Here is a 14,845-nt window from a genome sequence, read left to right as displayed (position 1 = left end):
AATTCCTCACAAATGGTATGCGTAGTTGATCACAGATTAATGGTCAAGCAAGCTCTTGTCGCTATGCCTTTGATATCGGTGAGGCCAGTCTTTTTACTCGACCTTTTACAGAAATCCATTCATTGTATCCCTTGTTTTAATCTCGTCTTTAATCTGTCATTTCACGTTCTGCTGCTCTGGCGCATCTGTCCAGGCCCTGCGGGCAGATGCGCCTTTTGCCTACCTCCGTGCGAGGCAGGAGCGGAGGCATCATGATGCGCTGGAGGAGCGGAGCGTTCGCCTTTGAACCTCGGGGGCTTCCTTGCCTCAATCATTCAGGCCCCCGAGGAGCAACAGCGAACGAAAGCGCACATGATGACGGAGCGGCCAGTCCTCGCACTATCCCTTAACGGACCCGGCAGTAATCCCCTGAATGATATACTTCTGCATCAGCAGGAAGAAAATAATGATCGGCATAATCCCAAGTACTAGAGCAGGCAGCGCCAGGTCCCACTGCTTTGTATATTGACCAAACAACGCAAAGGTTGCGATTGGAATAGTGCGCAGATTGGAACTTTGCAGGATCAAGGAAGGCAATAGATAGTCATTCCAGATCCAGAGCGTATTTAGAATGATGACGGTTACATACATCGGTTTCATTAGTGGGAATACGATGCGGAAGAATACCCCATAGGCCGAACTTCCATCGACACGGGCCGCTTCCTCAATCTCTAAGGGAACCGATTTAACGAATCCGTGAAACAGGAAGATGGACATCGGTGCTCCAAACCCGAGATAACAGATAATGAGTCCGCCTAGACTGTCGATCAGTCCCAGATTGCTGGTTACCGTAACAAGCGGGATCATGATAGACTGGAACGGAATCACCATTGCCGCAATAAACAGTCCGAATAATATCCGGTTGAACCGTGTATTGCTGCGAACCATGCGGTACGCGGCCATGGAACTGATCAGCACGAGCAACAGATTGCTGACGATTGTTACAATCAGCGAGTTCATGAGCGCCGATGGAAAGCTAATTTTCTCCCAAGCGTTCGCGTAGTTGCCCCACTGGAACACTTCCGGCCAGGCAGCCGAATTGGTAAGCAGGTCACCAAAGGTTTTAACCGAATTCACAAACAGGAAGTAAAATGGAATCAGGAACAACAATCCGATCAACACCATCACAATCTCGGTAATTACGGTACCAAAGCGATAATTTTTCGTTGTCTCCATCAGGCTTCAACCTCCTTGCTCTTCGTCAAACGAACCTGAACCATGGTAATGATGGCAACGATCACGAAGAATATAAATGCTTTGGCGGTTCCAATTCCGTACCGGTTGTTCACGAAGGCTTCATTGTAAATATTGAGTGCAACCGATTCGGTTGAACCAAACGGGCCACCCTTGGTGAGTGACAAGTTGAGATCGAACATTTTGAACGACCAAGAGATCGCCAGAAACAGACAGATGGTTACACCAGGCATAATGAGTGGTAAAATAATGCTCCGTAGCACTTGTCCGCGGCTGGCTCCGTCAATCTCGGCAGCTTCCAGCAGATCAGGTGAGACATTCGTTAAGGATGAGATGTAGATGACCATCAGGTAACCTGCGGTCTGCCATACAAACACGATGACAATTCCCCAGAAGGCCGTCGGCTCATCTCCCAGCCACGGGAGGTTAAAGAAGGACCAGCCCGTCACGTCGCCTACTGCTGAAAACCCTTTCACAAATATGAATTGCCAGATAAACCCGAGTAACAATCCACCGATTACGTTAGGCATAAAAAAGATCGTACGCAGAATATTTCTCGTCTTGAGCGGTTTGGTCAGGAAGTAGGCCAAGAAAAAACCGATGACATTGGTGAGGATCACCCCTACAACGGTGAAGCGTACTGTGAACCAGAATGCATTCTGGAACTTGGGATCGTTTGCAAAAATATGCACGAAGTTATCCAGTCCAACCCAGTTAATGCTGGCAGATACTCCGTTCCAATCCGTAAAGGAATACATCATGCCAAGCAGGAAAGGGACCACGATGATGAGAATAAAAAATACAACGGAGGGACCCACGAACACAAGCTGCTGTAACAGCTGTGAAGATTTGCGATGCTTCATATCGTTCTCCCCTTCTATAGATGGATGATATTGGTCTCTTTTTCTATTAAACTCCAAAATCGTGAAGGGAAACACCGACACTCGTGAACAGTTGGGTGTAAAATATTGTCCTCTCTTGACGAGTCACCAGAAGGGGTGTACTGATGTCCAAATACTACAGTATCCGCACCAAGCTCATCGCCTTTATGCTAATCGCAACGACGATTCCGCTACTGGCATCGATCAGTATGACCTTTATTCAGACGAAAACAGCCCTGCGAGAACAGGCACTGGAAGAGAATAAACGTCTTATTTATCAGGCTTCAACCAATCTCAACAATTACGTCGATAACGTAGCACGAGCTTCACTCGCCGTATACAACGATCCTAATTTCTTGCGGAATCTGGCTAAATTGCCGGGGGATTATCGGGCTGTTGCTGAGGTGTATACAACGTTACAAACGATCAGAGCCGCTGTACCGGATGTGTTTCAGCTCTATCTGCATTCTTTTGTATCCAACCAATCCACCTTGATTACGAACCCTTTCCCAAAACGGGAGGAACGCAAGCAAGCTTATTCCGATTCATTGCACGGTAAAACAGGGGAAGTAGGATCGGATATTTGGGTAGAATCTGCACATATGAGTCATACCTATGGTTTCAAGGCGGCCTCTCCTGATGATTCACCAAGAACGGTGATTACCTTGCATCGGATCATTCGGGATATCCCCTCCCCTGAACGGCTGGGCGTTCTAGCCATCGATCTCAACATGAACAGCATTGCTGCGATCTGTAGCAGACTGTATGATCCTGCTAAAGAGCAGATCTATGTGGTCGATGGGCAGAACCGGATTGTTTATCAAGGACGTACCGAGGTACAAGCGGCCAATAAGGCTGGTCATCTGCAGCAAGTGGCAGAAAACGCATTGCAAGATGGACGAACCCTTGCGGGTTCGGCTCGTAACGCTGCTGGACATTTTGAACAAGATCACTCCATGTATGTGTATCAGCAGCTAGGAAGCAACTACGCAGATTGGACCATTGTGAAGGAAATTCCCAATGAAACGTTATATGCGAGAGCGACCGCGTTAACCTGGAACAATGCGATGATTGCTATTGCAGCCTTAATCCTCGTGATCGTGGCAACGTTATTCATTTCTATCCGTATTACAGGTCCGCTCAGGCAACTTATGCGATACATGAATCAGATTCAAGCAGGCCGCCTCCATGTGGATATCCGCCTGTCGAGCCATGATGAATTCGGGGTACTTGCGAGGCATTTCCGGGATATGATGGATACTGTGAATAACTTGATCTTGCGAGAGTACCAGCTTGAACTTGCGAACAAGACGAACCAGCTCAAAGCATTGCAAGCACAGATTCACCCCCATTTTCTATATAACACCTTACAATCCATTGGCACTCTGGCATTACAACAACAAGGAAAACGAGCGTATACGCTACTCTCTTCCCTGTCCAAAATGCTGCGCTACAGCATGCGGGACCAGACCTGCGTAACCCTACGCGAGGAAACAGAGCATGCTAGGCTGTATCTGGAGCTACAGCAGGAACGTTTTGGTGAACGTCTGGAGGTACACATGGATTTTGCAGAGGATACATTATCTGTTCGGATGCCTCGTATGACATTGCAACCATTGATTGAGAACTATTTTAAACACGGAGCCGATGTACAGCCAGGAAAAGGCTATATCTCCATCATTAGTCGCCGGGTTGACGAGCACTGGATTGAGATCGAATTGATCAACAACGGTCCAGTTATTCCTGAAGATAAGCTAATTGAGATACGTGAATGGCTACACCCCCAAGAGACAGAATCTACACTGTCTTCTCCGGATTCTGTCATGTCCGAATCCATAGGCCTTCGCAATGTAGTACGCAGACTTGCACTTAACGCTCATCCCGGCATGCCTGCCAGGATCGAAATCGATAATTTGGAAGCAGGCGGTGTAAAACTTCAAGTCAAACTATACGCGGGAGAGTGAACAACATGAAAGCACTTCTTGTGGATGATGAACAGCATGTCCGCCATGCGATCCAGCTCCTTGGTCATTGGGATGACCTGGGGATTGATGTCTTGCTGGAAGCAGCGGACGGAAACGAAGCGATCGAGGCAATTACATCGCATCAACCTGAGATCATACTGAGCGATATGCGAATGCCCGGCAAGGATGGAATGGCATTGCTTGAATGGATCTCAACTCATGCTCCACATTGTAAAGTCATTGTTATTAGCGGATATGACGATTTTGAACTGGTAAGGCATGCAATAAGGCATGGGGGCATGGACTACCTGCTGAAACCCGTCGAAGCAGACGAACTGAATGCCTCCTTGATGAAGGCAGTGAAATCTTGGGAAGAGGAGCATACCTTACGCACAGAGTCCACCAAACAATCCATCGTGGTGAATCGCATGCGCCCGCATTATCAGGATCGCCTGCTCACCGAGCTGGCCATTGGCAGAGGTAACACTTCCGCACATATTCAGCGATTACAGGAAGAATTGAATCTCCCCCGCCTTATTCCGATGTGTTGTGTGGCTGTCACCAGTCTGTCTCATCTGGATGCGGATTGTTTAGCGAAATATCGCAGTCAGCCAGATCTGCTCGTATTCTCCGTGCTTAACATCTGTGCGGAGATGATGCGCACACCAGATGAAGGCGTCACCTTTCGTCAGCTCAACCAGCCGGATGAAATTGTTCTGTTGCATTGGGGGGGACCGTCCTCACTGGTACGCATCCTGGACAGCATTAACGATGGATTGGAGCAGACGATTCAGCGCAGGCTTCATTTTGGGATATCTACTTGTGAAAATTACCCTGCCGGTATTTCGGGAGCCTATCTGGATGCCAGCTCCAAATTGTGGCGACGCAACACCATTTTTACGCAGCAGCGTATTCACTCTACCCTTGAATCTTCAAGCAGGAATAAGGGTCAACGTTTGACTGCTTTTGAAGAGCCTATGCGTATAGCAGCCTTGAGTTGTTATGCTGCCAGTGTAACCGATACCGTCACAACGTGGCTTGAGCCGTTTACCAAGCTGGAGGTGATCAGTGCAGAGCAACTGCAACAATGGATGCAAGAGCTGGAATGGATGCTCAGCCGTTGGCTAGATGATGCCGATGGTCAGCTCTCCCCCGAGGAAGAAAGTGCCGAGGATCAATTTCCTCCTTTTGCCGAATTGCCTTTCGACTCAGAAGGTCTGCTTTCTTTCCCGCTCCTTCGTTCTCTTCTAGAGCAACGATTGCTTGCAGCGGGCAAAGCACTTACAGCTCAGCGGCATGCCGACCCTGATCCAATGCGTGAAATTGCTCGCTATATGGAAGTCCATTATCAAGAGGACTTGTCATTGCAACAGATTGCTGCACGCTTTTATCTGAGCAGGGAGTACATTTCTCGTAAATTCAAACAGCAGTTTGGGTTGAACTGGTCAGAATATCTCGGCAAGCTACGGATTAACAATGCCAAGCTCCTGCTACAGAATCCATCCCTGCGTATTGCAAAAGTCTCGGAAATGGTCGGTTTTCAGGATGAGAAGTATTTCAGCAAAGTATTTAAAAAGATAGAAGGGTTAACCCCTGCCGAATATCGTAAAACCATCCTACAAACAGGTTCATAACAAATGTGTTTCGATTCCAGAAAAAGAGGACTTCTCGATATGGCCTGTCAGAAGTCCTCTTTATGCCTTACGTATACATCAATGCATGTTTAGTCAGGATGGCTTACTCGCTCTCTTTTTTCTAAAGTATATCATTCGAAAGACTGCTCCTATTGCAAAAACGGTCATAAACACATTCGGACGGGAGATATGGTTACCGATCTCTCATAATCACACCAGGTACAAGCCGGATATAGATTAGCTCTCCTGCCAGCTCCACCATCGTCTGCGTGACAATCACCGCTGCCGCAATCGTTGCCCACTCTGGTGAGAGGGACAGTGCCAAGGGCAATACAACCAACGAGTTACGGGTTGCAGCACTAAAGATCAAAGTTCGTCCAGCACCCGTCCCGAGTCGGAAAAATTTTACAATAACTCTTGATATCCAGGGCATAATAATGAGGAACGCAACGTAGATCGGAATAACATTCAAGATGATCGTCAGATCACTGTAAACCTTGCCAATCTGGGAAGCTACAACGACAACCAGCACTAGTGCCATCATCGGAACCGGGAGCCAAGCCGTGGCATGAAGCAGCCGCTGCGCGCTCACACCTTTTTTGGACCATGCTTGCGTCATCACTGCGAGCAACAGCGGAACAACAATCAGCAGCAAGAAAGCCTCGACAAACGGTCCTGCCTTCATTACTGCAGCTACATCACTGCCCATGAACAACCACAGATACACGGGAAGTAACAGCATTTGAACTACGAACAGCAGCGGAGTTGCTGCCAGCATCAGCTTCTCGTTCCCCCGTCCCAGCTGTGTAAACACGATGACATAATCGATACAAGGGGTTAACAAGACTAGATAGACCCCCATCAACACACCAAGCGATTGCGGAAAAACTAGTGTAAGTAGCCAAACTACAATAGGAACAGCAATAAAATTCGCGATGAGCAGCGCAGCCATAAAATGCAGATTGGACCAGGATGCTCGAATCTCCATAAACGGAATCTGCACAAACATGCTATAGAGAAGCACAGCAAGAACGGGTGACACCGCATCATGCAGTAGATTCCCCCAAGCCGGAGCGGCTAGCCCAATCCATGCACCTGCAAATAGAGCCATCACATAGAACCAAGTCTGTTGTCTCTCCATTGTTTCTCTTGTTAACATCTCTTTCCCCCTATTGTCGAAAAAGCTCATAAGGACATATTCACTCCTGCATCTGCGTACATTGGGACAGAGTACAACTCCGTTCCAATAAGCTAGATCAAGCGGAGGTTTTCGGAAGGTCACGTTCTCTAATTTTAAGCACGGGTTATTAAAACAAGTCTTTAATGGGTATATTCATTGTAGACTGACCCACGGTTCATTACATTTGTTAAACCAAGGAGGAAACGTCATGTCCCGTAACAATCCGTACAAGTGGTTAAACGCCCTCGGTTTTATTGCTGTTATTATTGTAAATTATCTCTCCAATGCGCTGCCCATTGGCGGCAAGACCAACAAGGAAGTTTCGGATATGTACCCTGTACTACTGACACCTTCGGGTTATGCCTTTGCGATATGGGGTCTGATCTACCTGCTTCTCGCAGGATTTATCATCTATCAGTTCATCCCTGCCTCCTGGAAAAATAATTCGATTACGCGTCTCGGATACTGGTTTCTCGCCAGCTGCGCCTTCAATGTCGCATGGATTTTCGCTTTTCAAAATCTCAAGACTGGACTCGCGCTACTGATCATCGTATTGTTGTTGCTTACTCTGATTATGCTGTACGTCAAAACACGTGCGATCACTATGCCAACCACGGCTGAAATCTGGCTAGTCAAACTGCCATTCAGCATCTATCTCGGATGGGTTAGCGTAGCAACCATCGTTAACACAGCCGTTTATTTATACAAAATCGGATGGGATGGATTCGGCATCAGTGAAACGGCATGGACGATCATTATGCTGATCGTTGGTATGGTTCTGGCGGTGCTTGTCAGCTTCCGGTACCGTGACAGTGTGTATCCGCTCGTATTCACTTGGGCTTATATCGCTATTGCTCTCAAACAAAAGGATGTCATCTCTGTCTACTATACGGGGATTATTATTGCCATCGTTCTGGCGATCTACGCCGTGTGGCTGTTCCTTGCGCGCAATCAAGACCGCGATTAAGTACCTTTTCCTATCAGTATAACTAAAGATGGTTTACACAGACACTTCGATGCCAGAATAACCTTCCAATCGCTGTTATCCCCAGATTTTTTTGATTCCCTTTTTTGAAGGGAAAATCCGGTGATAAGCGTATGCTTCCGAAGTAGCTTTCTTGCCAGAAAGCTTTTAGGCGAACGCTTCGCTTTTCCAGGTCTTTTCTGTCCTCTCCGTTATCGTGTAAATGAATCATTCAACTGATATAGTATAAAATAAACCGAACGTAAAAAGCCGATTTTGGTCAAACGACCTTAATCGGCTTGTTGCTGTAATTGTATACACCACAGGATTCAATCGCTCATCCTGTGGCAAGGCTGAAATATGATCCTATTTCAGCGCAATCACTTCAATCTCAACCAGTGCATCCTTCGGCAAACGCGCAACTTCCACAGCGCTGCGTGCAGGATAAGGCTGCGCAAAGAAGCTGCTATATACTTCGTTGACAGGAACAAAGTCATTCATATCTTTCAGGAACACCGTTGTTTTCACCACTTTATCCATGCTTGTGCCTGCTGCTTCGAGAATTGCTTTAACATTACTGAGAGACAGGCGAGTCTGTTCCTGTACATCCGCACCAAATTCACCGGTTTGCGGATTAAGGCCAAGCTGACCAGACGTGTAGATGAAATCACCAGCATCTACGGCCTGACTGTATGGACCAATGGCGCCTGGCGCCTGCTCGGTCGAGATTGCTTTTTTCATTCGACAGGTACTCCTTTGCGTTCGCTGCCTTGCCACGACATGGAGACAAGGCATGCTTTTATTTTTAAAACCTATTATACCACGCACCCGTTCTGACAAGAAACGCTTATCCACTGCGTCCTGCAAGTCTTAAGCGTCCTGCACCCCAAGCGCATGAATCACTTCATTGGGATAAACATGATTGCCCTTCGTCTGTACCATTGCGACATTTCTCATCGCTTGAGCAATCGTTGACGCTGGAATGGCCCGATATTTGTCTAAACGGCCTTTCATCCAGCGATCCAGAAAAGTCATCACATGTGCAGCGAATTGTTCACCCGCACGTTTCTCGCCTCGATCCCCCAGAATAAGAGATGGACGAAAAATGTGTAAGGCACGGAACCCGATACTCGAAAGTGCATCCTCCATCTCACCCTTGGTCCGACTATAAAACACACGCGAATCCGCATTCGCTCCCATCGAGGAAATCGCTAGCATCTGCTCCACACCATGCTGCTTTGCCAGCGTCGCTGCGCGAACCGGATAGTGATAATCCACTTCACGGAAGTTCTCCTGACTGCCTGCTTTCTTGATCGTCGTACCCAGACAGCAATACAGGTCATCGATTCCTTCAAACAAATGCCCTTGACCCTCAAGCTGTTCCCAGTCTACAACGTATTGCTTCAGTGCGGGATGTTCCAGATCAAGTCTTCGTCTGACCAGAATGCGAACCTCGCTGTATGCGGGGTGCCCGAGCAGATTGTGAACCAAAAGCCCACCCACCAGTCCGGTAGCCCCGATCACCATCGCTTTGCGTTCAGGATGATGCATCTCTCCAACCACCCCAATCTATTCATATATAGCTGAGTATTATATCAAAGAACATCGTAATCAGCTTTTTTTGTTGTTATTTTAAAAGAATCCGACGTCCCAAAGTAAACGTAAGCAGCAACATCACTGCACCAACCGTAACTTGGAATCCGTAAGTGGATATCCAGACCATCGCTTCGGAGAGAGTCTCCATCTTCTCGTACAGCCAGCCTCCAATCAGCGGGCCAATAAACGATGTTACGCCAGTCAAAGCTGAATAAACGGCTATAAACATCGGTCTTTCACTTTTCGGTGTGTCGCCAATCGTAAAATTAAACGCGAGCTGGTTGAAACCGCCAACACCAATCCCAAGAAAAATGTGGGACAGGAACAACGCAACCAGTACCGGAGCAAAGGACATCAACCCCCACGACAGGCAGGACAAGGCGATGACGGGCAACGTCCAGAATAACAGCGTTTTGTTGCTGTATCTGGCATTCAGGTTGCCCCAAATATAGAATCCTCCCATCATTACTAGTGTTTGCACAACCGTGATCAGTGAGACCATCTGATAGCTGACTTTCAGCAGATCGAGCATAACGTAAGAATAGAGAGGAACAATTAATGTCTGGATCAATAGCCATGCCGCCAGAAAAATAGTCGCCTTCAGAAAAACCCGATCCTGAAACGGTTTGATAAACATCCGTGAGAACGACTTTTCGGTCGACCGTTCAAAGGGCAGATCCGGATAAAAGAAATAAATGACCGTATTGGCGATGGCACAGATCCATACGGGAATAAACAAAATCAGAAAACCGGTCTCTCCCGGATAACGATCCAGCAAAATCCCGCCGCCAAATAAACAAACGCTTCCAAGTGCGTTCAGAATCGTATTTCGTATCCCGAAATATCGTCCCCTTACCTTGGCAGGCACGATATCCCCAATCAGGGATGTCCAGATCATACCGCCAATGGTATTACATATGAAAGCGATTGTATATAAGCCAATAAAAACACTGACCCACCATTCCTTAGGGAAAATGAACGGAATTAATCCCGTTGCACTCCACAGAATACGGTGACCTCCGACGAACAGCAAAAGCGCGCGCTTACGGCTCCGAATACGTTGCATCCAGTATGCTGCGCCGATCTGCGCGATGTTTACAAACGTGGTAATCGCGAGCACAAAGCCAATATGTCTCGACCCGGCCCCAAGGTACAGCAAAAACCCGGTTAGAAATGGACCACCCAGCAACGTTTGCAAAATAATTGCCGGTACGCCCTCCCATGTTGCAATTGATAAATTCGTGCGTTGTGTCGAACCCTTGCGCCGTGGCTTGCCTATGAACGAAGAGGGGTTCATCTTGACCATCTTCTGAATGGGGATACACTCCTTAGACCGGGTAAATCTTTTTCCGGTCGATGCTAGTTGTCACCCCAAATTCTACTCACGGCGCAGAGGTTGTCAACTCATTTTTTCACGGTGAGCGGAAGCCATAGATGGAAGATACTTCCCCTGCCCGCAGCACTCTCAAGTTTGATGGATCCACCCAGCAATCTCGCCAGATCTCTGCTGATCGAGAGACCAAGTCCCGTTCCACCAAATTTACGGCTAATCGAACCATCAGCTTGCTGAAATGCTTCAAATATAGAATGATGCTTGTCCTCCGGAATGCCGATCCCTGTATCCTGAACCGAAAAAACAAGCCACTGACTTACCATATCTGCTTGTTTAGTCTGTTTCGTACTCACCGTCAGAGTGACCCTCCCTTTCGGAGTAAACTTGATGGCATTGGACATTAAATTTCGCAAAATCTGTTGCACACGCTGCGGATCGGACCAGATTGTATCTGGCAGTCCTTTTTGTTTCTCCAGCACCAGCTCAATTCCTTTTTTGTCAGCAATGAGCCCGAAATGATTCATAGCATCTTCAACCAGCTGGCTTAGACTGATATCCTCAAGCACAATATCTAAGCGGCCGGCTTCGACTTTAGATAAATCTAGAATGTCGTTAATCAGTCTCAGAAGCTCTTGTCCGGATTGATCAATCATGCCCGCGAAACGTACAATCTCCTCCTGCTCCATCGTATCCGCATTCTCACTAATCATCTGGGCAAAATTAATCACACTGTTCAGTGGTGTGCGCAGTTCATGTGACATATTCGCCAGAAACTCGGACTTGTACTGTGAGGCAATCGTCAATTGTTTGGCTCGTTCTTCCAGTACAATTTGCGCTTTCTGCAACTCTTCCTTCTGCACAGATAAAAGCCGATTCGTACTCTGGATCAACAGGATTCGATTTTGTTCATTCTGAAAATCCCGTAATATGAACGCAAATATAAGACTAAGCAAGATTCCGCTAGGAAGCGTATAAGGCATGATGTGGGAGAAGAAATATGCGGTAGGAATGACACCTACTAAGGCGATGTTCACACTGTTGACAACATTAACAATCACCGTAACGATGATGCCTTTGACAATCAGCCTGTAGTTGCTGCGCCGCATCCAAATATTGAGGCCCGCGCAGAGCAATCCAAGAAGAGACATATTAATTACCGCGGCGACAGTTGCATCGGTGATACCAAAGGTCAGCCTAGACAGGCCGATACCCACACCTATAATTATGACACTATAGGGTTGCCTGTATGACAGAACCGCAACAATTAGAGGTACATAACGAAGATCAAAAACGACTTCATCATTCAGCTGAAATCCAAACACCGTGCTGATCCAGCCTGCAAATATAAGCACTAGCACGGAACAGACCTGTTTCACTCTGGAAGAGGCGCGTATAACGATATATTTATAGAAGACACTTGCAAGATAAGCAATCGTAATAAGCATCCCCATATTGAGTACGAACATTTTCGAAAATTGCATGTATTCACTCCTGTTGTTCGACGTTATAACCCACGTGCTTATATCGTTCGTCTTTGTACATCATATCATGCTAGACCCACCTCCGTATGGAAACATCGCCAAAAAGAAACAAAAAAATACACAAAATCAAGATTCAATTTGTGTGTAAGACGTAGTAAAATATATTGTTGTTTCATTTTTTATATTTATCGCTAAAATCATGTTTCCTTGAAACATGATGAAAGGAGATTTACAGCTGTGCAATTGTTAAAAGACACATCCTACTGGCTGTCGCTTAGTCTGATGTTATCCCTGGCTGTCATGGGACTTTTCTATGATATTCTGAACAATCCGGGTCGTGGATATGTTATCCTAAATTCTCCAATTGACCAGATGCTTCCTTTTATACCCGCAATGTCGATTCCCTATCTGGGATGGTACCCGTTTGTATTCGGCGTGCTGGCCTACCTGTGTGCCAAGGATCGGCTTATGTATTATCGGGTCTTGTTATCCATGAACATCTGTGTCTGGATCTGTTACCTGATCTACTTCAACTTCCAAACGATGGTACCGCGTCCGGAATTAACTGGCTCTGGCTTGGGTACAGTCGTCATCGGATGGCTCTACAGCCAGGATCGTCCTTATAACTGTTTTCCCAGTATTCACGCCCTGCACTCTTATCTGGTGATGCGTGCCGTTCTATCGGTTTCAACCATCCATAAATCCGTCAAGGTGGCGGTAGTTGCCGGTGCATCCCTGATTATCATCTCTACACTGCTCATCAAGCAACATGTTATTTACGACGCACTGAGTGCAATTATTCTTGGTGAGTGTATCTTCACGATCATTACTGGACTATCCCTTTATCGACGTCGCAGAAAAGAGTCCAAATGGACTGAGGGGATCAACTGACCCCCTCTTCTGGCTTTTGACCCAGCTGCTTCTGCCGCCTCCACTCGTCTATAAACAAACCTGCATAATAGGGGTCCCACTGGGTCCCCTTTCCTTCTTCCAGAATCATAAGTGCTTTCTCATCACTCATCCCATTCCGGTACGGCCGGTCTGACGTCATCGCATCAAAAGCATCTGCTACCGCGATAATACGGCCAAACAGGGGAATCTCTTCTCCTGCCATGCCATCCGGGTAACCTTTGCCGTCATACCTCTCATGATGGGATCGCACCCCAGGTAGGAAGTCTGCCATGGCATCCACAGGTTCAATCTGAAGTAAAATACTCTCTCCTAATACAGGATGCGTACGTATGATTGCAAATTCCTCATCACTGAGCTTACCGTCTTTGAGTAACACCTCGTCAGGTATACCAATTTTCCCGATATCATGGAGTAGCGCAGATTTGTATAATAAGTCAGCCTGTTCATCATTCATGCCGCTGAGCCTACCGATCAGAATAGAATACTCCGCGACACGCATAGAGTGCCCCGCTGTATATTTATCCCGGGCATCCAGTGCGGCCGCAAGCAGGGAGAAGTAACTTTGCAGCAGTTGCCGATTGCGTTCCTGTCTCATTTCCAACCGACTAATCATCATATTGAACCCCGAAATTAATTGCGAGAATTCATCTGAATACAAATCCGGCGTCCTTCTGCCGAACTCGCCGCCCTGAATCCGGTTCATCTCTTGTGTCAATTCCGCCACCGGATCACGGACATCCCGAATTAACAGCCAACTGCCCACCATGGAGAATCCTGCGCCCAAGATGACGATGAGTACACCCCAAAACGTATATTCTTTTGCAAACACCGGGTCTATGTACTGGAGCCGAATATAGGTAGCCAGAAAAAATAAACTTAACGGAAATAAACCGATAAGCGCAGTACTGGTCTGAAACTTCCGCTGTATTGAGATCAAGATGCGTCCGCCAAGCGAAGGCTCCATTCCGTACAACATTTTGCCTCTACGGCGAACTTCAAGAAGCAGTGGCCTCACTGTTCTCACCGTAAGATAATATTCAACCAGGGCATGCATGATCGCAATCAAGAATGCACACACCGCCGCAACGATAACATATCCGTATGGGATTTCAAGCCAGCCTGTGGAGATCATCCACAATGTGAGTCCAGCCGCGGGTAGGGAGAAACCCAGCATATGTGGTCCAATAATGCGATATATGGTCTGTCCCGGAAAGCGGTGAATTCGTTCATACATCTGATTTAGTTCAGTCATTTCATGATGCTCGGCAGCGAAAAATTGCCCTATTGGACCCAATTGAGCCCACAATGTTATCAACTCCGCAACCAGCATAAACAGAATCGATATGAGCACAATGAAAATCAATCGAACATATTGAATATTGGGTATCTGCAAGGTGGATATCATGACCACGGAACCCACAACAAAGACGGCTGATAATGAACCAATTAGATAATTGCGTAGCAGACGGAAGATAAATGCACGATATACTTCCAATCCAATCCCTCGCTCTCTATGTCTAACCCGTTCTGCCCTGATAAAAAAGGGAGAATAAGGATGTTTTCTCCTATATATTTATCGGTTATTCCCACTAAAAAAATTAATAAAATTCGTTGAATAGTAATGCAATGTTCTGCTTGGCTGTCTTCGGGGATTGCTTCATAAAAAG

General features: G+C 46.9%; 12 protein-coding genes. 4 read left to right on the top strand and 8 right to left on the bottom strand.

Annotated features, from left to right (window positions below; all coding sequences use genetic code 11):
* Positions 1–378: 378 nt before the first annotated feature.
* Together M3629_RS20615 and M3629_RS20610 are read right to left on the bottom strand one after the other, a co-directional pair.
* Positions 379–1,215 carry a carbohydrate ABC transporter permease gene (locus M3629_RS20615; protein WP_090918608.1) on the bottom strand — a complete coding sequence of 279 codons (837 nt, stop codon included), beginning with the start codon at positions 1,213–1,215 and terminating at the stop codon, positions 379–381.
* Positions 1,215–2,096 (bottom strand): carbohydrate ABC transporter permease, encoded by an 882-nt coding sequence (locus M3629_RS20610; protein WP_090918610.1) that lies wholly within the window; start codon positions 2,094–2,096, stop codon positions 1,215–1,217. The genes M3629_RS20615 and M3629_RS20610 overlap by 1 nt, the downstream gene beginning before the upstream one ends.
* A gap of 143 nt (positions 2,097–2,239) precedes the next feature.
* Here M3629_RS20610 and M3629_RS20605 point away from each other — a divergent pair, with 143 nt between their 5' ends.
* Positions 2,240–4,078 (top strand): cache domain-containing sensor histidine kinase, encoded by a 1,839-nt coding sequence (locus tag M3629_RS20605; protein WP_251509831.1) that lies wholly within the window; start codon positions 2,240–2,242, stop codon positions 4,076–4,078.
* A 5-nt stretch (positions 4,079–4,083) separates the two neighbouring features.
* Positions 4,084–5,712 (top strand): response regulator transcription factor, encoded by a 1,629-nt coding sequence (locus M3629_RS20600; RefSeq protein WP_251509830.1) that lies wholly within the window; start codon positions 4,084–4,086, stop codon positions 5,710–5,712.
* A 193-nt stretch (positions 5,713–5,905) separates the two neighbouring features.
* On the opposite strand, the gene M3629_RS20595 is transcribed toward M3629_RS20600, so the two are convergent.
* A complete protein-coding gene (locus M3629_RS20595; RefSeq protein ID WP_251509829.1) occupies positions 5,906–6,871 on the bottom strand; it encodes an arsenic resistance protein in 966 nt (321 codons plus the stop codon).
* Between the two features lie 229 nt (positions 6,872–7,100).
* Here M3629_RS20595 and M3629_RS20590 point away from each other — a divergent pair, with 229 nt between their 5' ends.
* Positions 7,101–7,859, top strand: a complete 759-nt coding sequence (locus tag M3629_RS20590; RefSeq protein WP_251509828.1) for a tryptophan-rich sensory protein — start codon at positions 7,101–7,103, stop codon at positions 7,857–7,859.
* A 363-nt stretch (positions 7,860–8,222) separates the two neighbouring features.
* Here the strand turns inward: M3629_RS20590 and M3629_RS20585 are convergent, their stop codons facing one another.
* From M3629_RS20585 to M3629_RS20570, 4 genes are all read right to left on the bottom strand, one after another.
* Entirely contained in the window at positions 8,223–8,597 is a 375-nt protein-coding gene (locus M3629_RS20585; RefSeq protein WP_251509827.1) for a RidA family protein, read from the bottom strand.
* Between the two features lie 129 nt (positions 8,598–8,726).
* A complete protein-coding gene (locus tag M3629_RS20580) occupies positions 8,727–9,407 on the bottom strand; it encodes an oxidoreductase (RefSeq protein ID WP_251509826.1) in 681 nt (226 codons plus the stop codon).
* Positions 9,408–9,483: 76 nt separating this feature from the next.
* Complete coding sequence (locus M3629_RS20575) at positions 9,484–10,749, bottom strand: MFS transporter (protein ID WP_251509825.1); 1,266 nt, start codon at positions 10,747–10,749, stop codon at positions 9,484–9,486.
* Between the two features lie 107 nt (positions 10,750–10,856).
* Entirely contained in the window at positions 10,857–12,266 is a 1,410-nt protein-coding gene (locus tag M3629_RS20570) for a sensor histidine kinase (RefSeq protein ID WP_251509824.1), read from the bottom strand.
* A gap of 237 nt (positions 12,267–12,503) precedes the next feature.
* On the opposite strand from M3629_RS20570, the gene M3629_RS20565 reads away from it, so the two are divergent.
* Positions 12,504–13,157: a phosphatase PAP2 family protein gene (locus M3629_RS20565; protein WP_251509823.1), complete on the top strand. Its 654-nt coding sequence runs from the start codon at positions 12,504–12,506 to the stop codon at positions 13,155–13,157.
* Here M3629_RS20565 and M3629_RS20560 read toward each other — a convergent pair.
* Positions 13,150–14,673, bottom strand: a complete 1,524-nt coding sequence (locus tag M3629_RS20560; protein ID WP_251509822.1) for an HD-GYP domain-containing protein — start codon at positions 14,671–14,673, stop codon at positions 13,150–13,152. The genes M3629_RS20565 and M3629_RS20560 overlap by 8 nt on opposite strands.
* Between the last annotated feature and the right edge of the window lie 172 nt (positions 14,674–14,845).

Source organism: Paenibacillus polysaccharolyticus (assembly GCF_023714295.1).
Classification (GTDB): domain Bacteria; phylum Bacillota; class Bacilli; order Paenibacillales; family Paenibacillaceae; genus Paenibacillus; species Paenibacillus polysaccharolyticus_A.
The sequence above is the reverse complement of the archived record's forward strand: the minus strand, read 5'-3'. Positions and strand labels throughout refer to the sequence as shown.

What these genes read in the sequence shown, in the direction of transcription:
- M3629_RS20615 (WP_090918608.1), bottom strand. Translation starts at nt 1,215, where the DNA reads ATGGAGACAACGAAAAATTATCGCTTTGGTACCGTAATTACCGAGATT.
- M3629_RS20610 (WP_090918610.1), bottom strand. Translation starts at nt 2,096, where the DNA reads ATGAAGCATCGCAAATCTTCACAGCTGTTACAGCAGCTTGTGTTCGTG.
- M3629_RS20605 (WP_251509831.1), top strand. Translation starts at nt 2,240, where the DNA reads ATGTCCAAATACTACAGTATCCGCACCAAGCTCATCGCCTTTATGCTA.
- M3629_RS20600 (WP_251509830.1), top strand. Translation starts at nt 4,084, where the DNA reads ATGAAAGCACTTCTTGTGGATGATGAACAGCATGTCCGCCATGCGATC.
- M3629_RS20595 (WP_251509829.1), bottom strand. Translation starts at nt 6,871, where the DNA reads ATGTTAACAAGAGAAACAATGGAGAGACAACAGACTTGGTTCTATGTG.
- M3629_RS20590 (WP_251509828.1), top strand. Translation starts at nt 7,101, where the DNA reads ATGTCCCGTAACAATCCGTACAAGTGGTTAAACGCCCTCGGTTTTATT.
- M3629_RS20585 (WP_251509827.1), bottom strand. Translation starts at nt 8,597, where the DNA reads ATGAAAAAAGCAATCTCGACCGAGCAGGCGCCAGGCGCCATTGGTCCA.
- M3629_RS20580 (WP_251509826.1), bottom strand. Translation starts at nt 9,407, where the DNA reads ATGCATCATCCTGAACGCAAAGCGATGGTGATCGGGGCTACCGGACTG.
- M3629_RS20575 (WP_251509825.1), bottom strand. Translation starts at nt 10,749, where the DNA reads ATGAACCCCTCTTCGTTCATAGGCAAGCCACGGCGCAAGGGTTCGACA.
- M3629_RS20570 (WP_251509824.1), bottom strand. Translation starts at nt 12,266, where the DNA reads ATGCAATTTTCGAAAATGTTCGTACTCAATATGGGGATGCTTATTACG.